This is a genomic window from Nibricoccus aquaticus, from assembly GCF_002310495.1.
Classification (GTDB): domain Bacteria; phylum Verrucomicrobiota; class Verrucomicrobiia; order Opitutales; family Opitutaceae; genus Nibricoccus; species Nibricoccus aquaticus.
In genome coordinates this window covers 162,978-182,468 of sequence record NZ_CP023344.1, presented here as the reverse complement: position 1 = coordinate 182,468, position 19,491 = coordinate 162,978, and the positions used below count along the sequence as shown (strand labels likewise).

Here is a 19,491-nt window from a genome sequence, read left to right as displayed (position 1 = left end):
GTTAAATGATACGCTGGGGAACGAAGACGATGTCGCCCGGCTGAAGAAGGAAGGCGTTGTCGGCGGCTTTGCCGGAGGATTTGCCCTTGATGAGGCTCTCGACGTCCACGGTGAAGACGGTCTGTTTGCCGTCGGGGCCGCGGCGGGTGACGGTGACGGCGGAACCGCGGGCGGTGTCGGTGAGACCGCCGGCTTTGAGGACGAGATCGGCGACGGTGATGCCTGATTCAATGGGCAGGGGAAAGCGGCCGGGGTTGCGGACCATGCCGTCGATGGAGACCTCGCGCGGGGCGTATTCCTCGATGTTGATGGTGACCTGAGGAGTAACGAGGTAACGGCCTTCGCGATACGCGGTCTCGATGGCTTTCTGGGCCTCGGGGACGGTTTTGCCGGCGACGATGACTTCGCCAACGAGGCGGAGATTGATGGTGCCCTTGGCATCGACTGAGGCGATGACGGAGAGATCCTCCTCTTGATAGACGTCGATGCGGAGGCGGTCGGTGGCGACGATGGCGTAGCTGGGGACGGGGCGTGGGGCGGGTCTGGCGGTGTCCTGGCCAGAGGCGATGGCGGCGGTGAACGCGAGGACGAGGAATAAAAAGCCAGACGCGAGGCGAAGGGCAGAGCGGGCGGGGTGACGGCAAAGGAACGGCACGCGCCGACTGTTCACCATCGGGATGAGAGATTCAATGAAATCGTGTTCCGCGTGTAGTCAGAAAATGCGAGCGTGGACCAGTTCTGGAACCATGTGTAGCCGAGGGTGGCTTTGAAGTGGTCGTTGAGCGTGTAGGCGATGCCGGTGTTCCAGGTGAAGTAGGTGTCGCGACGGCCGCTGCCGAACGTTCCGAGGAAGCGGGTGCGACCGACGCCGGTGCCGGCGTAGAGGGAGAAGCGGGCGTTGAGCGCGTACTGGGCGTCGAGACCGGCGGCGAGCGTGGAGACGCTAACGTCGGTGGCGAGGGTGTTGAAATCGCTGGAGACCTGGCCGGTGACGTTGAGGCGCTTCAGGCCGCTCCAGGTCGCGGATACGACAGAGGTGAAGCCGTCGAAGGTCTCGCGGGTGCCGTCGGTGCGGTTGGATTCGCGCAGCTGGTAGCCGACGCGGGCGGAGCCGTTAATAGTGGAAATGATTTTGCCCGAGGTGCCGACGGTGAAGGCGTGATCGATGTCCTGAGTGTCGGCGGTGGTGTCGGTAACGCGGAAGCGGTAGCCGCCGAAGAGGTCGCGCTGGCTGTTGTAAACGTAGAAAAGATCGGAGCTGAGAGACCAGATGTTGAGATCGACGAGGGCGAAGTTGTCCTGAAAGTCGCGGCGGTTCCAGGCGAGCTGGCCGGTGAGGGAATAGCGCTCGATGACGGGGTATTTGGCGTTGAGGCCGGCGTCGTACTCCCAAGAGGTGGTGCGGATGTTGATGGCGGAGTCGGCACGGCTCTCGCGTTTGGCGCCGGCGGTGACGGAGCCGGTGGTGCGTCCGGAGTCTTTGGTGAGTTCGAGGCGGGCGTGGGGGTTGGCGAAGTCTTCGGAGGAGAATTCCTGGAACTTGGAAAAATTCCAGCCGAGGTCGGCGTTGACGCCGAGCAAGCCGGCCTTGCGGCGGTATTCGAGTTCCAGTGACGCGTTGTAGGTGGTGTCTCCGTCGCCGCCGTCGTAGGCGTAGATGTTGGAATCGTAGCCGATGCCGGCGGTGCCTGTGACGAAGATCTCGTCGTGGCCGTCGTTAAACTTCACGAGCGCGTGGGCGGTGGTCGCGAAGGAGCCGGTTAGCAAAGCGGCGAGGACCGGTGCACGGAGTCGGGACGAGGCGGACAGTGTCATGAAATCGAGAGATCAGGCCGAGGAACGAGAGCGGGCGAACGGTGCGCGGGCGGTTCTAGTTTTGTCGGTGCGGATTTAACCGCCAATGCGGGCGGGGCTGACGGTGAAGCCGGGGTCGGGGTTGGCGGGGACGACCTCGACGGGGCGGATCTCTGCGTCTTCGCCTTCGCCGCGTTGGGCGACCTCGAAGAAGACGGTGCGGCGGGAGATGCAGGCGAGGGAAACGTTTTCATCCAGCTTGGCCTGTTGCTCGTCCATGATCGGCTGGACGGCGAGAGTGGCGGTCTGATCGGTCGCGGTTTTGCGGATGATGGCTTGTTGCCCCGGACGCAGTGTCTGGCTGGTGCCGCCGACATCGGGGACGAAGACGGTGACGTCGCCTTCGATGAGTGAGACGCGGGTCTCGGTGTCGCTGACCTCAATCATGACCTTGCGGCCGCGGATGTTCACCGTGGCATGCGGTGTCTGGTAGGTCATGGAACTGCCGGCGACGAGTTTGCTCGTGCAGACGCCGACGGAGCCGCGGGTGATTTTGACAATGGTCTGGGAGATGGACGGCTCGGCGTCGAGGTCGCTGCGGTTGGGGAGGAACGGCTCCTGGAGAAATTTTTTCACCTCGAAGCGCGAGTCAGGGCCGACATAGATCGCGGTGCCATTGGAGAAAACGAGTGTCTGACTGGAGCCGGGTTTCGTTTCGATGGATGTGCCTTCGGCGACGTAAACGGATTTTTTGGTCAACGACTCGATGCGTTCGCCGGTGTCGATGTGGGACTCACCGGTGATATCAGCGACGTAGATTTTGCTGGCGGGGTTTTTATTTTTGACGGCGGCGGTGGCGACGAAAGGAAACGCGAGCACGCCCACGAGTAGCGGGAAGGCGAGGAGAGTGCGGAGGGCGGGGAACTTAGTCATGGGCGGACCGTAGGGGAATCCCCTCAAAAAGGGCAAATGCAAAAATAGTGCGAAATATGCATTTGCATCATTACTACGGGCTAGGGCGTTAAAACCGCCAGGATTATGCAATCACTGGCGGTGCCTGTGGGCGGGCGTGGGCGTTACTCGACGACCAGATTCAGGATTTTACCGGGGACGAAGACGACGCGCTTGATGGCTTTGCCGGTGAGGTGCGGTGCGGCGTCGGGATTGGCTTGGGCGGCGGCGAGTGCGGCGGCTTGATCCGTGCCGACGGGGAGGAGGAGCTCGGCGCGTTTCTTGCCGTTCACCTGGACGACGACTTTGGCTTCAGTGGAAACGAGTTTCGACGCGTCGAACTTGGGCCAAGCAGCATCGACGACGGAGCCGGTACCGCCGAGGCGGGCCCAAAGTTCTTCGGCGAAGTGAGGCGCAAAGGGCGCGAGGAGTTGGAGGAATGAGCGCAGGCTCGCGCGGTTGATCGACGGCGCTTTCTGGAGCGCGTTGGCGAAGATCATCATCTGCGAGATGGCGGTGTTGAAGCGCAGCGCAGCGATGTCCTCGGTGACTTTTTTAATCGTCTCGTGGAGCAGCTTGCTGAGTTCGGCAGAGTCCTCGGCGGAGGCGGAGACCTTGGCGTTGACGGAGCCATCTTCGGCGATGGATTCGCGCCAGATTTTTTGGAGGAAGCGGTAGACACCTTCGATCCCACGGGGATTCCATGGTTTCATGGCTTCGAGCGGGCCGAGGAACATCAAATAGAGACGGAGAGTGTCGGCGCCGTGGGTCTTGATGATGTCGTCGGGACTCACGGTGTTACCGCGGCTCTTGGACATTTTTTCGCCGTCTTCGCCGAGGATGATGCCTTGGTGGAAGAGTTTCTTGAACGGCTCGGACTGCGGGACGATGCCTTCGTCGAAGAGCACCTTGTGCCAGAAACGTGCATACAAGAGATGCAGCACGGCATGTTCGGCGCCGCCGACGTAGATGTCGGGCACGCCCCAATATTTCAGGAGCTCGGGCGAGGCGGGTGCGGCGGGGTTTTTCGGATCGAGGTAGCGCAGGTAGTACCAGCACGAGCCGGCCCACTGCGGCATGGTGTTGGTCTCGCGACGGCCGCGAACCCAGGCGTCGCCGGCGGGTTTCGGCTGCGAAGCGGGAATGGATGCGCCGGTCTCGGCGTTGAACCAGATTTCGAGCCAATCGGTGACGTTGGCGAGGGGGCTTTCACCGTTGCCGCTGGGGAGATAGCTTTGGACATCGGGCAGTGCGAGCGGGAGCGCGGTGGCGGGAAGCGGGAGAGCGAACCAAGTGGCGCCTTCGCTCGTGTAGGTGATCGGTTGTGGAGGCAGATCGGCTCGTCGTGCGGTGACGGCGCGTTGGTAATCGGCCTCGGTTACCCAGACGATCGGGAAGGGTTCTCCCCAGTAGCGTTGGCGGGAGAAGAGCCAGTCGCGGAGTTTGTAATTCACCGTGGCTTTGCCGCGGCCTTTGGCGGTGAAGTCGGCGGTGATTTTCTTTTTGGCCTCTTCCCACGGCAGGCCGGAGTAGCCTTCGGAGTGAACGAGCACGCCGTCGCCGGTGTAGGGGAGTTTCGGATGCCCGTCGCCGTTGCCCTCGTGTTTGGCGGGCTCGATGACCTGGATGACGGGGATCTGGAATTTGACGGCGAACTCGTAGTCGCGTTCGTCGTGCGCGGGGACGGCCATGATCGCGCCGGTGCCGTAGCCCATGACGACGTAGTCGGCGATCCAGACGGGGACGCGCGCGCCGTTGGCGGGATTTAGCGCGAATGAGCCGCTGAAGACGCCGGATTTATCCTTGGCGAGATCGGTGCGCTCGAGGTCGCTCTTGGCGGCGGCCTTTTTCTTGTAGGCTTCGACGGCCTCGCGTTGTGCAGGCGTGGTGAGCGCGTCGACGAGCGGGTGCTCGGGCGCGATGACCATGTAGGTGACGCCGAAGACGGTGTCGGGGCGCGTGGTGAAGACCTTGAGGTCGCCGAGGTTTTCCTTCTCCAACTTGAAGAGGAGTTCGGCGCCTTCGCTGCGGCCGATCCAGGCTTCCTGCATGCGCTTGGTGGAGTCGGGCCAGTCCACGTCTTTGAGGTCGGCGAGCAGGCGCTCGGCGTAGGCGGTGATGCGCAGAACCCACTGGCGGAGATTGCGGCGCTCGACGGGGAAACCGCCGACTTCGGATTTGCCGTCGACGACTTCTTCGTTGGCGAGGACGGTGCGGAGCTCAGGGCACCACCAGACGGGGCGTTCGTCGACGTAGGCGAGGCCGCGTTTGAAGAGCTGGAGGAAAATCCACTGCGTCCAGCGGAAGTAAGTCGGGTCGGTCGTATCGACTTCGCGATCCCAGTCGTAAGCGAAGCCGAGGGCTTTCAGCTGACGGCGGAAGTTGGCGATGTTGTTCTGCGTGTTGGTCGCGGGATGCGTGCCGGTTTTGACGGCGTGCTGTTCAGCGGGGAGACCGAAGGCGTCCCAGCCGATGGGATGGAGGACGTTGAAACCTTGGGCGCGTTTGGCGCGGGTGATGATGTCGGTGGCGGTGTAGCCTTCGGGGTGGCCGATGTGGAGGCCGGCGCCGGACGGGTAGGGGAACATATCGAGCGCGTAGAACTTGGGCTTCGACGTGTCGTTGGTCGTGCGGAAGGTCTTTTGCTCGTCCCAGATTTTTTGCCAGTGCGGCTCGATTTGGGCGAAGTTGTAGTCGGTGCTGTTCGTGGCCATTTGGAAGAACCGGCGACGGTGAAGGAATCGCGGGGAGCGTCAACGCCCGGGACTAGAATCCGGTGCAAGGTTGCGGGTGTACGTGGTGGGCAACTTTTGGCGGTGAGAGACGTCTGTCCTGCGATGCTCTCTCTTGCCCTATGAAACGTTTCCTCTCGTGTGTGTTTTCCCTGCTCGTGATCGGCGGTGCTGGTGTGCAAACGACGACGGGCACCGAGACGGTGCCGGCTTATGTGCCGAAGCAGAGTGACCGGCCTGCGCCGATGGAGGGCGATGAGCCGGGGTTCGAGGCGATTTTTGACGGGAAGAGTCTGACAGGGTGGGCGGGTGATCTGACTTACTGGCGCGTGGAGGCAGGCACGATGATCGGGGAGATCACGGAGCAGACGCGTTTGAAGAGTAATACTTTTATCCTCTGGCAGGGCGGCAGGCCGAAGGATTTCGAGCTGCGGCTGGAGTTTCGCATCACGGAATCCGGCAACAGTGGCATCAACTATCGCAGCAGCGTGGTGCCGGACAAAGTGACGCCGACGAACGCGTTTGCGATGCGTGGCTACCAGTTCGATCTCGATGGGAAGAATCGGTACACGGGTAGCAACTACGAGGAAAAGGGGCGGTTGTTTCTCGGTGTGCGCGGCTCGGTCTCGCGCGTGGTGGGAACCCGTCCGCCGATTGTGATCGGAAGAATTGGCGAGGATGCGGAGCTGGCGAAGGTCATCACGCCGGGGTGGAATTCGGTGCATCTCATCGCACGGGGAAACACGCTGACGCACATGCTCAACGGTCAGGTGATGTGCGTGGTGATCGATGACGACACAGCTGGTCCGGCGCAGGACGGGCAGATCGGTATGCAGGTCCACACGGGGCCGCCGATGAAAGTCGAGTACCGGAATATCCGGTTGAAGACCTTTTGAGCGGGATGCGCGAACCCGGGAAGGCGGGACGATCTCAGTTTGATCCCTTTTCCCCTTCTTCGTGATGTCTTTCGTGGCGTGGCGGTAGACGAAGGTGAGCTGTGGGCCGGTCTTCAGGACGACGGGGCGGATGAAGAGGTTGTTGATCGTGGTGTCGGCGCCTCGGTGTTTGCCGAGCGTGAGCTTCACGAAGGTGCTTTCTGCGAGGGCGGTGCGGAAGAGCGGGAAGAAGCGTTCGCGGGCGGTGGGTTGCGGCAGGCGGTGATGGCCGCGCAAGACGGGGCAGAGCGCAACGGGTTTTTGCGGGTGGCGGTCGCGATGCGCTCGCAGTGAACGTTCAGGACTTTTTCGGTGCGAAGCTGCTGACGCCGACGGCAAGGGCGATGCCGCCGAGTACCAGCAAACTCGCGACGGCGAGGCGTGCGGTTATTTTTTCACCAAGAAAGGCCGCGCCGCCGAGAGCGGCGATGATGGGGACGGATAACTGGACGAGCGCCGCCCGTGTTTTGGTGAGGTGGGGAAGAACGCTATACCAGATCACGTAACCCAGGCCGGAGGTGATCGCGCCGGAGATGGCCGCGAGGAGGATGCCGGTCGGCGTCACGTGGACGGTGCGGATCGCTATCAGCATCGCGATGATGGCCATGGGGACGCAGCGGATGAAGTTTCCGGCGGTGACCGCGAGCGGATCCTGCGCGCCTCGTCCACGGATCGAATACACGCCCCAAGCCAGGCCCGCGACGCTCATCAAGGCTGCGCCAAGTGCGGGCGGAGCGGCGATGCCTGGAGCGACGAGGTAGGTCAGGCCACCGAATGCGAGGATCAGGCCCATCCACTCAGGCGCGGCGGCTCGCTCGCCGGTGCGGTGCGCGGCGATCAGCATGGTGAGCTGCACGGAGCCGAAAAGTATCAGCGCGCCGGTGCCTGAGCTGAGCTGGCGATACGCGAGCGAAAAGGCGGCTGCGTAAAGGAAGAGCATGCTGGCGGAGATCCAGCTTCCGCGCTGGTTCGCAGATGTCTTTTGGCGCCGGGCGGCTATGATTGAGGCCAGTACGAGCGCGCCGGCCGCGAGGCGGATCGCGGTGAAACCGGTGGCATCGATTTCATCGTGGCCGAGCGCGAGACGGCAGAGCACGGAGTTGGCGGCAAACGCGAGCATCGCGATGCCGGTGAGGAGAACGATGGAGGCGACTTTCAAGGGATGCGCGAGCGGTGGAGTGAGCTGAGCATCGCGGGCGAAGCAGTTGCGTAGAGCGAAGAGTCGCGGCGGGCTCGCCGTGTCAGGCGATGGGGGACGGAGACTCGGGGCTGGCGGGGTGGGGGAGTTTTTTTAGCGAGAAACGGGTGATACCTTCGGCATCGGTGGCGAGCTGGACGGTTTCGGCGCTGGTGAACAGGTGGGCGTCGAGGAAGTCGGTGCCGATGAGTTGTTCGATGAGGGCGATGGCTTCGGCGTAAGCGTGGTTTTTCGTGATGTCGCGGGTGGCGTGGCGGTAGACGAAGGTGAGCTGCGGGCCGGTCTTCAGGACGACGGGGCGGATGAAGAGGTTGTTGAGCGTGGTGTCGGCGCCGCGGTGTTTGCCGAGGGTGAGCTTCACGAAGGTGCTTTCCGCGAGGGCGGTGCGGAGGAGCGGGAAGAAGCGTTCGCGGGCGGTGGGTTGCGGCATGAGGTGATGGCCACGCAAGACGGAGCGGAGCGCAAAGGGAAAGTTTCACCGCGGAGACGCGGAGGACGCGGAGTTCAGAGGAGACAATGGTGTTACGGGCCTGATAGGACTTTCGCTCCAGCGTCTTTTGGGGACTCGATGCGTAAGTTCATTTAAGCATCTCAAAGAGCTCATCCTCGCCGATCAGTTTTATGCCTAGATCTCTCGCTTTGGTTAGTTTCGAACCTGCATCGATTCCAACCAACAGATAGTCGGTCTTTCCGCTTACAGAAGAAGATGTTCGTCCTCCCGCAGCGGCGATCATACTTTCGGCATCCTCCCGATCCATCGATCTCAGAGTGCCTGTTATCACGAACCTGAGGCCTGCCAGCTTTTTACTTTCGGGAAATGAGCGACTGAATTCGGGCGCTTCGTGAGTTTCGAATGGCGAAAAACCATCTGCGATTTCGACGATAGCTTTGAATGCAGTGTGCCCTCGGTTTTCGAGAAGTGGATAGATCACTTCGCGAAGCAGCCTGATAGTCAGCCCGACATCCCCTTTGGCTTGATGTGCCTGTGGAGGCGCGTCGGGAAGAAAACGCTCAGCTAGTATCTGAAGCTTGTGGGAGTGCATTTGAGGGATGCATCTCCTAGCAAGAGCCATGGCGCAGAAGCCGCGGTTGGGCTCCCAATCCATCCCAAGGCGCTGAGATTCTGGAATGAGCACCCGAGTGAAATCGTAACCGAAGTTATATGCTACGACGGGCAGCGATCCCACGAATGATTGCAGATCTTGGTGTACGTCTTTGGGAGCGCGTCCATGCCGACGAAGATACTCACGGCTGTAGCCATGAGCCCGCTCGGCTCCTAGCTCGATCTCCGCCTCGTGGTTCAGAAAGGCATGAAAAGGCTCTCCGTCAGGCTCCAGCCCGCGCATTCGCTGGGCAGCAATTTCCACGCAGTAAACCGGGTTGGTGTAGATCCCGGAAGTCTCCGTATCGATCAGCACCCAGTTAGTTGCTTTCACGCCGCAAGTTTTTCCGCGAGAGGCCCAGCTACGACAGGAGAGTGTTTACCACCTGTGCTGGTCGCGAAGCGCCAATTCGACGACCCGGTTTTCGCAGCGACGAGTGCTTTAATATCAGCAATCACCCGCAGAAGGCTCACTTCCCGCCCGGTGCCGCCAAGATACGCTTTGCCGAGTAGGGGACAAACGGAAGCCTCTCGACGATCACTCACGATGCGACCCACTTTAATCGTTGTGACGCGTTGCCCATCGGCATCCATAACAAGAACCAAGTCGATGAACTTGGAGCAGTGAAATTTTGAAACACGGGCCGGGCGTTTAGCTTTTTCTGCTCGTTCTTGAGTCATACGGGGGCTGGGGTGGAGAATTCTTCGGACGGACGAATCCTGAGTCGCAACTCTTAAGTTCAGCAGAGTGGGCTGGCGACTTTTGGAATCCAAAAACGAACTGGAGCTCCGGCCCTAGAAGGTGAATGCGGGCGCGCGGTAGAGTTCGCGGCCGGTGTGGTAGGTGGCGAGGATGTCGGCGGGGGTGACTCGGCCGACGATGCTTGCGGTAATATGTCGCGTGGCGCGGAGGTGGGGGGCGGTGAAGTCGAGGATGACGAAGCTGGCGGGCAGGCCGTGGGCGAGGTGGCCGAAGTGGTCGCCGCCGAGCGCGGGGCGGATGTTGCTCGTGGCCATTTTCAAGATCGCCGTCGGATCGGGGCGGAGGGCGTCGGCGAATTGGGACTTGGCGACTTTAAAGGTGAAATCCAACTCCGCGAGGATCGAGGGGCTGTTGAGCATGCCGTTGTCGGTGCCGAGGAGGAGATTGGCGCCGGCGGCGAGGAGGGCGGCGACGGGCGGGAGGGCGAGGCCGAGGGCGGCGTTGGCGCGGGGGTTGAGGACGGCGGTTTTGCCGGAGCGGGCGAGGAGGGCGATTTCGTCGGCGTTGGCGGCGGTCATGTGCACGACGAGGTGCGGGTCGTAAATCTCGAGCGCGCGGATGAGGTCGCCGCGCCCGGTGGTCGCGACGGAGAGGTCGCGGTAGCCGGGGTTTTCGAGGCAGTGGATGGCGCGGAGTTTGCGGCGGGCGGAGGTGATGTCGCGGATTTCGCGCCAGGCGTTGTCCGTGAGGTCGTTCATCGTGCTTTCGGAGAAGCCGTCGGCGATGGTGAGGATTTGCTCGAGTTCGAGGCGCGCGGTTTCGGGGAGGGGCGAGAGGTTGGCGCGGAGCTGGTCTTCGGGGATGGGCGATTCGTTGAACTGGCTGAGGATGATGGATTGGACGCCGGTTTGCTCGGAGGCTTTGCGGAGGAGGCGGGCGCCGGGGAGGCCTTGTTCGCGGAAGTCGAGGTGGCAGACGACGCCGCAGCGGGCCATGTATCCAAGATGGGCGACGAGGTGCGGGAGGTGGGTTTCCTCGGAGAGTTTTGCGAGTTCGCGGTATTTATAGCCGTCGGGCCGGAAGAAGGCTTGTTCGAGGGTGAGGCCGGTGGCGCCGTCGGGGAGGGCGCTGTCGCCCATGTGGGTGTGGCTGTTGTAGAGGCCGGGGATTACGACGAGGGCGCCGGTGTCGAGCTGGGTGCAGGGTTCGCCGAGTTCGATGGCGGTGATGGTGTCGTGAACCCAGGCGAAGCGGCGTGCGCGGTGCGGCACGAGGTCGGGGCCGTGGAGGACGATGCAGTCGCGGAGTTCGGGCATGATGGGGATGACCAGTTAACCAGTGACCAATGACCAGTGTCTGAGAGGAACGGCGATTAGGAGGGCGAAGGTTGAATGCCGAAAGGTAGCAGGGCTTGGGCCGGGTTGGCGGACGGAGGTAGTTTGTAGTTGGGCGCAGGCGGGGTGCTGGGCGAAAGGAATTTATTCGGCGATGTCCGCGCTGTTTTCGTGCGGGATAAATTAAATAACGCGTCCGTGTTTTTGCTCCACTGCTGCTTCGACTGCTTTGAAATCGTCTAACCTAAATATCCGCCGAATTTCAGCATCCATCGATTTACGTTTCCGCCATTCGAGCAATCCAATGAGGCCGACTGTGACAAACATGACGGCTCCTATTTTCATGTGAGTGTTCCCTTCAAAGGGGGAGTGTTTCGATTTTGAAGGGATGCTCAGGAGACCGCAGATGTAGAAGGTCAGCCACAGTGCGATGGTCGCAAAACGGAAGTAGCGGTCCCTTCTCTTAAAACGAGGACTGGTCTGCAGCAATCGGAGCCGCGCTGCTTCTCGAAATGTGGCTTCCTCTCTCTCGTCGATGGTCTCGTTGCTTCCGCCCAGTCGATATCGTTTCGCGCTATTCATGAGGTGAATTGAGAAGGGGTCGGGGTGCCGCGATTTGGGAATCGGAATTTGGACAGGATTAACGGGATTAAGAGGATTGGTCGGAGTGATGAGAGGGCTGCGGTCAGTGGAGTGTGTAGTCGGTACAGTATCGATGGAGTCTATTGCCGGAGCCGACGGGCCGTCGGCGCTCCCAGGGACGGAGCGCGTGCGAGCACGCTGGCCTACTTGGCGGCAGGGCTGTCGGACGCGAGGACGTCGTCGACGGTCAGGGCTTTTTTGAGGATGTCCAAATCGCGGAGTTGGGTGAGTTGGGTTTGGAAGCGGGCGGGGCTGAGGCGGCCGATTTGGGAGGCGTCGGTGGCGGTGCGGCCGATGACGAGTTTTTCGTCGATGATCATTTGGCGCGAGAAGGCGAGGTAGTCGTCGGTCGCGGCGGGGTTGGCTTTCTTCATGAGGGCGTGGGCGGGTGCGGGGTCTCCTTCGAGGTAGTCCTGCCAGCCGCGGACGTAGGCGCGGTAGAAGGCGCGGGCGGCGTCGGGGTTTTTCGCGAGCCAGGGTTTGTTGGCGATGACGGTGACGTACGCGTCGAAGCCGGCGTCCCACGGGTAGAGGTATTTCGTTTTGATGGTGCCGTGGCTCTCCTTGGCGACGTTGAAGGGCTCGGCGATGTAGAAGGCTTGCTGGATGAAATTTTTGTCGGCGACGAAGTTGGCGAGGGAGAAGTTTTGCGGGATGAGGCCGAACTCGATGCCGTATTTTTTCTTCACGTACGGGATGAAGGCCCATTCGGGGCGGGCCATGATGGTCTTGCCGGCGAGGTCTTCGAAGCGGGCGACCGGGTTGTCCGAGTGGAGCATCAGGACGGAGGGATCGTTTTGGAAGACGGCGGCGAAATTGATGACGGGGATGCCCTGGGCGATGGCGAGGATGGTGTTGGTGCTGTCGGCCTGGGCGAACTGGGCCTGGCCGCTGGCGACTTTTTGCGTGGCGAAGGCGTTGGGGCCGCCGGGGATCAGGGTGACGTCGAGGTTTTCTTCGCGGAAGAAGCCGCGGGCGAGGGCTTGGTAGAAACCGCCGTGTTCGGGCTCGGCGACCCAGTCGAGTTGGACGGTGATTTTGGTGAGAGCGGCGGTGGAGGAAGAGGACGGAGCGGAAGTGGAGGAGGAAGAGTCGGAGGGGGCGGATTGTTTTTTGCCGCAGGCGGTGAAGGCGAAGGTGGAGAGGAGGGCGAGGGAGGCTAGACGGAGGCGGAGGAAAGACATGGGCGGAATTTTGGACAGGATGGCAGGATGGCAGGATTAACAGGAGGGAGTCCGAGGACGGGAGAACGCTCAACGTTCAACGTTTAACGCTGAACGTTCAAGTGAGGGAGCGGGTGTTTCGCGACGGAAGGTTTTGTTGGAGAATGCGGGCTGCGGACGGATGGTTACACAGAGAGCACGGAGGAGGCACAGAGGGTGAGAGGCGTGGGGGTGTGCGGAGGAAAGTAGCGAGCGGTGGGTAGCGAGTAGGGCAAACTGCCGGCGAGGCTGATGAGCATGGACGACCGGGTGAAGGCCGAAGCCGACGGGGACGTCGGCGCTCCCAGGGACGGAGGCGGACAATGCGGAGCATTGTCCCTACCTCAGAGGTGAAGTCGCGCGTGGAAGGAATTTTCGGAGTGCGCGGGGCGGAATCGTTGTTTGGGTGGTGATGTGAACAAGAACGAGATCGCCGACGTGCTGAATGACATCGCTGTGCTGCTGGAATTGAAGGGGGAGAATCCTTTCAAGACACGGGCGTATCAGACGGGGGCGCGGACTCTCGAAGCGTTGGAGGAAGATCTCGCGACGGTCATCGCGGAGGAGCGGCTTGGGAAGATCAAAGGTTTTGGCGAGGCGCTCGTGCAGAAGATCACGGAGCTGCACACGACGGGGCATTTGAAGTTTTATGAGGATCTGAAGGCGACGGTGGCGCCGGGGTTGATTGAGATGCTAGAAATTCCCGGGCTCGGGGCGAAGAAGATCAAGGCGCTGAATGAGCAGCTGGGCATCGATACGATCGAAGGGCTCACGAAGGCGTGTGCGGAGGGGAAGGTCGCGGCGCTCGCGGGGTTTGGGGAGAAGTCGCAGGAGAAAATTTTGGCGGGTATCCGGAATCGGGAGGCGTACTCGAAGCGGCATTTGCGGGCGGTGGCGTTCGATGTGGCGGAGCCGATTCTGGCGGGGCTGCGGGCGCTTCCCGAAGTGCAGCGGGCGGAGCATGCGGGGAGTTTGCGGCGCGGGATGGAGACGGTGGGCGATTTGGATTTTATCGTGGCGGCATCGCAGGTCGCGCCGGTGGTCGAGTGGTTTGTGTCACGGCCGGGCGTGAAGGAGGTGACGGCGAAGGGGGAGACGAAAGCGAGCGTGCGTTACGAGAGTGGCTTGCAGGCGGATTTGCGGATCGTGCCGGCGGAGCAGTTCGTTTTTGCGCTGCATCACTTCACGGGGTCGAAGGATCACAATGTGCAGATGCGGCAGCGGGCGCTCGCGCGTGGATTGAGTTTGAGCGAGTGGGGGCTGGTGCCAGCGGAAGGTGAAGGCACGGTGAAGGCGAAAGCGGCGGGTGGGCCGGACGTGAGTTTGAAGATTATAGATGAGGCGGAGTTGTTTTCGCACCTAGGACTGAAATTCATTCCGCCGGAATTGCGCGAAGGGTTGGGCGAGATCGAGGCGGCGGAGGTGGGTGAACTGCCGCGGCTGATCGAGGATGGGGATTTGCGCGGGGCGTTTCATAATCACACGACGGCTTCGGATGGCCGAAACACGCTCAATGAAATGGCGGCAGCGGCGGATGCGCTGGGTTGGGAATATCTCGGGATCTCCGATCACTCGAAGGCGAGTTTTCAGGCGAATGGCTTGAACGAGGCGCGGTTGATGGAGCAGATCGCGGCGATCGAGGCGTTGAATGCGTCGGGGCGGTTTCGAGTGCGGGTGTTGAGTGGAAGCGAGTGCGACATCCTGGCGGACGGGCGGATGGACTTCGATGACGCGACGCTGGCGAAACTGGATTATGTGGTGGCGTCGGTGCACAACGCGTTCGCGCAGACGGAGGACGTGATGACGGCGCGGATCATCAAGGCGATCGAGTCACCGCATGTGTCGATGCTCGGGCATTTGACGGGGCGTTTGTTACTTCAGCGCGAAGCTTACGGGGTGAATGCGGCGAAGATCATCGATGCGGCGATCGCGAACAAGGTGGTCATCGAGTTGAACGCGAATCCGTGGCGGCTGGATATGGACTGGCGTTTGTGGAGACGCGGTGCGGAGCGCGGGCTGATGTGCGCGATCAATCCGGATGCGCATGACACGGGCGGGCTGACGTACGTGCATCACGGTGTGGTGGCGGCGCGCAAGGGGTGGCTGACGAAGGAGAATGTGCTCAATACACGGACGCTGGCGGAGGTGCTAACGTGGTTGGGCGGGCGCAAGCGGTGAATGGCGGATGGCGAGTAGCGAAAGCGTGATACGAGCAGATCGCGGATGACGGGTTGGTTAATAGCAAAGACGCGAAGACGCTAAGGTCGGAACGAAGAGGTGAATTTACCGCGGAGACGCGGAGGGCGTGTGTGGTGAGTCGGAGACTGAGTTCGGATGTGATTCAGGATGGACAGGATTGAGGAATGCGGGCGGGCGGTGCGTCAGGCGTGGTTTTCAAGTCAGAGACGGAGTCTTCACCACAGATTTCACGGATGGGCACAGATACGGAACGGAAAGATGGATGCGGAATCAGCGGGAGGGCTGAGGCGTGGCGGTGAATTTTTTTTGAAAGGAGGTTGTGGCCGACTGTCCTTGGAAATCCCGTTTGCGGGGTGGAGGAGGCTGCGTAGCTTGCGCGCATGAGTGAATTTGTTTCGGGCACGTTGATCGCGGATGGCAAGCAGGCGCTGGATCGTGTGCGGGCGAATATGCGGCGGACGATCAAGGGTAAGGACGAGGTGATCGATCAGGTGCTGACGTGTCTCGTGGCGGGCGGTCATGCGCTGGTCGAGGACATGCCGGGCGTGGGGAAGACGACGCTCGCGTATGCGCTGGCGCGGTCGATGGATTCGGCGTTTTCGCGCATTCAGTTTACGAGCGATCTGCTGCCGACGGATGTGACGGGCGTGGCAATTTACGACGAGACGGTGCGGGAGTTTGTTTTCAAGAAGGGGCCGGTGTTCGCGAACGTGGTGCTGGCGGATGAGATCAACCGGGCGACACCGAAGACGCAGTCGGCGTTACTGGAGGTGATGGATCGGGCGCGGGTGACCGTGGATGGGGCGGCGCATGCGGTGGGCGCGCCGTTCATGGTTTTCGCGACGCAGAATCCGGTGGATTACGAAGGGACTTTTCCGCTGCCGGAGAGCCAGATGGACCGGTTTCTCATGCGGCTGCACATGGGGTATCCGCAGAGCGCGGACGAGTTGGAGATCCTGCGTTCAGTGCGGACGGCGTACGATGCGATCGAGCTGACGCCGGTGATCACGCGCGATGAATTGTTGAGGCTGCAGGGGCTATCGACGCAGGTGTTTGTGGAAGACTCGGTGCTGGAGTTCTTGTTGAAGATCGTGGCGGCGACACGGACGGAGGCGGAGTTCAAGGCGGGGATCAGTGTGCGCGGTGGGCTGGCGCTGAAGCGGGCGGCGCAGGCGCGGGCGTTGTTGCGCGGGCGGGATTTTGTGTTGCCGGACGATGTGACGGAGCTGGTGATGCCGGTGTTTGCTCACCGGCTGGCGCTGGTGCGGCCGGGGTCGGATTCGCTGGAGGAGCGGCGGTTGGTGACGGCGGTGTTGAAACGGATTCTGGGGACGTTGCCGCCGCCGCTGTGAGCGCCGCGCTGCCCAATGAATTTGCTGGTCCGTCGGGTGCCGTGAGCGGGCACAGGCGGTTTTGGCGCCGGTTGGTGTGGGCACTGGTGTATCCGCAGCGTGGACAGCGGGTGCGGATGACGCTGCCGGGGGCGGTGCTGGTGGCGCTTTCGCTGGGCGTGGGGCTGGCGGCGTATAATTCGGCGAATAATATTTTGTTCATCACGCTGTCGCTGCTGCTGGCGTGTCTGGTGCTGAGCGGCGTGTTATCGTGGCTGAATCTGTCGGGCGTGAGGTGGCGGCTGGTGGCGGAGCCGCCGATGAGGGCGGGGCAGGCGCATCCGGTGGTGCTGGAACTGCTCAATGCGAAGCGGGTGCTGCCGACGTATGGCGTGTGGTTTGAGTTGAAGAGCACGAGCCTCGCGAAAGCGGAGCGGCTGGATCTGCGCGAGCGGCTGGATGCGGGCGGGGAGGCACGGCTGGACTGGACGGTGCGGCCGGCGCGGCGCGGGAAGGAAGTGCTTTCGCTGGAGGCGGTGGGGTCGCTGTTTCCCTTTGGGTTTTTACGGAAGACGTTTCCGGTGCGGCTGACGCGGGAGCTGATCGTGTGGCCGGCGGCGGTGGAGTACCGGCGGTTTCCGGCGGCGTTGTGGGAGCGGGCGCAGCCGGGGCGGGCGCTGGCGCGGGCGGGGGGCGGGGCGGAGTTGCATTCGCTACGCCGATACGCGCAGGGGGATTCGCACCGTGCGATTCACTGGAAGGCGACGGCGCGGCTGGGGCGGTTGATGGTGACGCGGCGGGCGGCGGACGGGGAGGACGGGTATTCGCTGTGGCTGCGGACGCCGGCGGAAGTGTGGACGCGGGCGGAGCAGTTCGAGTTGTTGTGCGGTCTGGCGGCGACGCTCGCGGAGGATTTGTTTCGCGCGGGCCGGTTGTTGCTGGTGGCGATCAACGATGAAGCGCCGATGGCGGTGCGGCGGGTGGCGGATCTGGAGGCGTTTCTCGATGCGGTGGCGCTGGTGGGGCCATTGTCGGAAAACGGCGGGGCGCGGAGCGATTCCGCAGGTGTGAAGATGGAAATGAAATTGAAACGGAAAAATGTGCTGATCTTCGCGCCCGAGGGGGCGCGCGGGGTGGCCGCCTACGTCGATGGAGAAAAAGCGGCCTCAGCTTAATCACGACGAACTGCTGCAACTGCGGTGGATGCTCGGCGGAATCGCCGCACTCACGGGCGCGTGGGCGGTGGCGTTTCTCGATGTGGGGGCGGAGTGGATGCTGGGCGTCTGCACGGCGGCGGTGCTGCTCGTGCTGTGGAAACCGGCGCTGCCGGGGCGGGTGCCGGGGTGGGTTCACCGGCTGGCGTTTCCCGCGATCGTGGCGTTTGCCGTGTATGATTTCTACGCGCAGGGCGAGGTGCTGACGGTGATGACGCGGCTGGCGCTGCTGCTGCTGACGTATCGGGCGATCAGTTACCGGAGACGGCGCGACGAGTTGCAACTGGTGGTGCTGGGGTTGTTTCTCGTGGTGGTGGCGGGTGTGCTGACTGTGTCGATGGGGTTCGCGGCGCAGATCATGGCGTTCACGGTGCTGGGGCTGGCGATGTTGATGGCGATGACGCTGTCGGAGGCGGCGGGAGTGAAGGCGGCCGAGGCGGGGCGGGTGCCCGGGTGGGCGGAACGGGTGGAGTGGCGCAGGGTGTTTAAGAAAGTGCGCGCGGTGGCGGACTGGAGAATTTTGGTTTTTGGCGGTGTGTTGTTTGTGGGTGTGGCGGTGGTGTCGGGGTTGTTGTTTCTGGCGATCCCGCGGTTCGAGTTGAGGAACAGTCTTTTTCTGGAGGGGATGATGAAGCGGAAGTCGAACTCGGGGTTTACGGATACGCTGCGGTTCGGGGACGTGGGGGAGATTTCGAAAGATGAAAGCGTGGCTATGCGGGTGGAGGTGGGAGACCGGGCGTCGCTGCCTGAGCAGCTGTACTGGCGGATGGTGGTGATGGACGAGTACCGCGAGCAGAGTTTCCGGCTGTCGGCGGGGTTGAAGGCGGCGGCGTTTGATCCGGTGGTGACGGTGCCGGCTATCTCGGGCGGAGAGCCGCCGTCGAGGCGGTCGGTGGCGTGGACGTTTTATGTCGAGGCGGGTGTGGGGCGGTATCTGCCGCTGACGGGAGGATTTGAGCGGATGAGTTTCACGGAGCCGCAAAGTCTGCGGGCGAGCCGGAGGTTGCGGGTGATCGAGCTGACGCGGGAGCCGATGGCGATGAAGGCGTACCGGGTGCGCGGGATGACGGGGCGGGAGGCGCTGCGCGATCCGGAGTTTGCGGGGTGGTTGCGGTTGAGCGACGAGGAGCGGCGGGCGAAGATGCCGAACCGGCCGACGATGATGGAGCTGAGCTTGAGCGAGGCGGATGAGACGTTGCTGGCGCAGGTGGTGGCGGAAATCACGGGGGGCGTGGAGCTGTCGGCGGGCGAGTTTTCGCAGAAGGCGCAGGCGTGGCTGGGGGGACGTCATGCGTACTCGCTAAGTCCGGAGATACCGGCGGGCGCGGGCGATCCGCTGGTACGGTGGCTCGTATCGAAAGAGCCGGGACACTGTGAGTTGTTCGCGGGGGCGTTCACGTTGCTGGCGAGGGCGGCAGGGCATCCGGCGCGGGTGGTGGCGGGCTTCGTGGGCGGGGCGTGGAACGAGGATTACCTGATCGTGCGCAACTCGAACGCGCACGCGTGGTGCGAGATTTTTGACGGGGCTGAGAGCTGGGTGCGCGTTGACCCGACGACGGCGGCGGGGCGGGGCGATGGTGGCGTGGATGCGCTGGAGGCGTTGATGGGAGCGGCGGGCTTGCGCGATGAAGATGGTGGGTGGGCGGCGACGGTGGACCGGCTGCGGTTGTTCTGGTACCGGCGGATCGTGAACTTCGACCAGGGGGATCAGCGGGTGTTGCGAGAGGCGCTGAAGGAAAGCGCACAGGACGTCGGGAGAAACTTGAAGGCATTCGCCGATCAGGCACTCGCGTGGATAAAGGGCTGGCTGATGCAGCCGTGGAGTGGCGGGCGCATTGGGTGGATCGCGGGGGCTGGGGCCGGGCTGGGGGTGTTGTGGCTGGCCTGGCGGCGGAAGGTACGTGCGTGGTGGCTAAGCTGGCGGAGCGCGCGCGGGGGCGGGATCGATCCGGTGCGGCGCGAGGCGGGCCGGTGGTTGCGCAGACTCGACGGGGGCGGAGGGGCGCCGGAGGAGTTGCGTGCGGTGCGGGCGGAGCTGGAAAAGGTGCGCTACGGTCCGCGCGGGAGCTGGCCGGACACGGGAGCTCTCTGGCGGAAGGCGCGAAAGCTCGGGCGGCGGCGAGCGCGCGGCTGAGCGTGGCAGACGTACTCGCG

17 protein-coding genes are annotated in these 19,491 nt (G+C 62.7%); 6 read left to right on the top strand and 11 right to left on the bottom strand.

Going from position 1 to position 19,491, the window contains the following annotated elements:
- Position 1 precedes the first annotated feature (1 nt).
- From CMV30_RS00775 to leuS, 4 genes are all read right to left on the bottom strand, one after another.
- Complete coding sequence (locus CMV30_RS00775) at positions 2–655, bottom strand: polysaccharide biosynthesis/export family protein (protein ID WP_217494437.1); 654 nt, start codon at positions 653–655, stop codon at positions 2–4.
- 11 nt (positions 656–666) lie between these two features.
- Complete coding sequence (locus CMV30_RS00770) at positions 667–1,815, bottom strand: outer membrane beta-barrel protein (RefSeq protein ID WP_096054254.1); 1,149 nt, start codon at positions 1,813–1,815, stop codon at positions 667–669.
- Between the two features lie 75 nt (positions 1,816–1,890).
- Positions 1,891–2,727 carry a FecR domain-containing protein gene (locus CMV30_RS00765; RefSeq protein WP_096054253.1) on the bottom strand — a complete coding sequence of 279 codons (837 nt, stop codon included), beginning with the start codon at positions 2,725–2,727 and terminating at the stop codon, positions 1,891–1,893.
- 143 nt (positions 2,728–2,870) lie between these two features.
- On the bottom strand, positions 2,871–5,459 hold the full coding sequence (leuS, locus tag CMV30_RS00760) for a leucine--tRNA ligase (protein WP_096054252.1): 2,589 nt from the start codon (positions 5,457–5,459) through the stop codon (positions 2,871–2,873).
- Between the two features lie 140 nt (positions 5,460–5,599).
- Between leuS and CMV30_RS00755 the strand changes: the two genes are divergently transcribed.
- Positions 5,600–6,373, top strand: a complete 774-nt coding sequence (locus CMV30_RS00755; protein WP_096054251.1) for a 3-keto-disaccharide hydrolase — start codon at positions 5,600–5,602, stop codon at positions 6,371–6,373.
- 39 nt (positions 6,374–6,412) lie between these two features.
- The gene (locus CMV30_RS00750; RefSeq protein ID WP_096054250.1) at positions 6,413–6,706 is read left to right on the top strand and encodes a hypothetical protein; all 294 of its coding nucleotides are present in this window, start codon (positions 6,413–6,415) and stop codon (positions 6,704–6,706) included.
- Between the two features lie 4 nt (positions 6,707–6,710).
- Here CMV30_RS00750 and CMV30_RS00745 read toward each other — a convergent pair whose 3' ends face one another.
- From CMV30_RS00745 to CMV30_RS00720, 7 genes are all read right to left on the bottom strand, one after another.
- Positions 6,711–7,571 carry a DMT family transporter gene (locus CMV30_RS00745; protein WP_217494436.1) on the bottom strand — a complete coding sequence of 287 codons (861 nt, stop codon included), beginning with the start codon at positions 7,569–7,571 and terminating at the stop codon, positions 6,711–6,713.
- 82 nt (positions 7,572–7,653) lie between these two features.
- Positions 7,654–8,040, bottom strand: coding sequence for a hypothetical protein (locus tag CMV30_RS00740; RefSeq protein WP_096054249.1), 387 nt, complete (start codon positions 8,038–8,040; stop codon positions 7,654–7,656).
- A 148-nt stretch (positions 8,041–8,188) separates the two neighbouring features.
- The gene (locus CMV30_RS20015) at positions 8,189–9,046 is read right to left on the bottom strand and encodes a 3'-5' exonuclease (RefSeq protein ID WP_096054248.1); all 858 of its coding nucleotides are present in this window, start codon (positions 9,044–9,046) and stop codon (positions 8,189–8,191) included.
- The gene (locus tag CMV30_RS19185) at positions 9,043–9,393 is read right to left on the bottom strand and encodes a hypothetical protein (RefSeq protein ID WP_138223058.1); all 351 of its coding nucleotides are present in this window, start codon (positions 9,391–9,393) and stop codon (positions 9,043–9,045) included. Before CMV30_RS19185 ends, CMV30_RS20015 begins: the two co-directional genes overlap by 4 nt.
- Before the next feature lie 114 nt (positions 9,394–9,507).
- Positions 9,508–10,731, bottom strand: coding sequence for an amidohydrolase family protein (locus CMV30_RS00730; protein WP_096054247.1), 1,224 nt, complete (start codon positions 10,729–10,731; stop codon positions 9,508–9,510).
- Between the two features lie 201 nt (positions 10,732–10,932).
- Positions 10,933–11,331, bottom strand: coding sequence for a hypothetical protein (locus CMV30_RS00725; RefSeq protein WP_096054246.1), 399 nt, complete (start codon positions 11,329–11,331; stop codon positions 10,933–10,935).
- Positions 11,332–11,534: 203 nt separating this feature from the next.
- Positions 11,535–12,575 carry an ABC transporter substrate-binding protein gene (locus CMV30_RS00720; protein ID WP_096054245.1) on the bottom strand — a complete coding sequence of 347 codons (1,041 nt, stop codon included), beginning with the start codon at positions 12,573–12,575 and terminating at the stop codon, positions 11,535–11,537.
- Positions 12,576–13,007: 432 nt separating this feature from the next.
- Here CMV30_RS00720 and polX point away from each other — a divergent pair, with 432 nt between their 5' ends.
- The 4 genes from polX (at position 13,008) to CMV30_RS00700 (ending at position 19,471) form a co-directional block, all read left to right on the top strand.
- Positions 13,008–14,771: a DNA polymerase/3'-5' exonuclease PolX gene (gene polX, locus CMV30_RS00715; RefSeq protein ID WP_096054244.1), complete on the top strand. Its 1,764-nt coding sequence runs from the start codon at positions 13,008–13,010 to the stop codon at positions 14,769–14,771.
- Positions 14,772–15,172: 401 nt separating this feature from the next.
- Positions 15,173–16,144 carry an AAA family ATPase gene (locus CMV30_RS00710; RefSeq protein ID WP_096054243.1) on the top strand — a complete coding sequence of 324 codons (972 nt, stop codon included), beginning with the start codon at positions 15,173–15,175 and terminating at the stop codon, positions 16,142–16,144.
- Positions 16,145–16,230: 86 nt separating this feature from the next.
- Positions 16,231–17,298 (top strand): DUF58 domain-containing protein, encoded by a 1,068-nt coding sequence (locus CMV30_RS00705; protein WP_138223057.1) that lies wholly within the window; start codon positions 16,231–16,233, stop codon positions 17,296–17,298.
- Positions 17,273–19,471: a transglutaminase TgpA family protein gene (locus CMV30_RS00700; protein ID WP_096054241.1), complete on the top strand. Its 2,199-nt coding sequence runs from the start codon at positions 17,273–17,275 to the stop codon at positions 19,469–19,471. The genes CMV30_RS00705 and CMV30_RS00700 overlap by 26 nt, the downstream gene beginning before the upstream one ends.
- Positions 19,472–19,491: the final 20 nt, after the last annotated feature.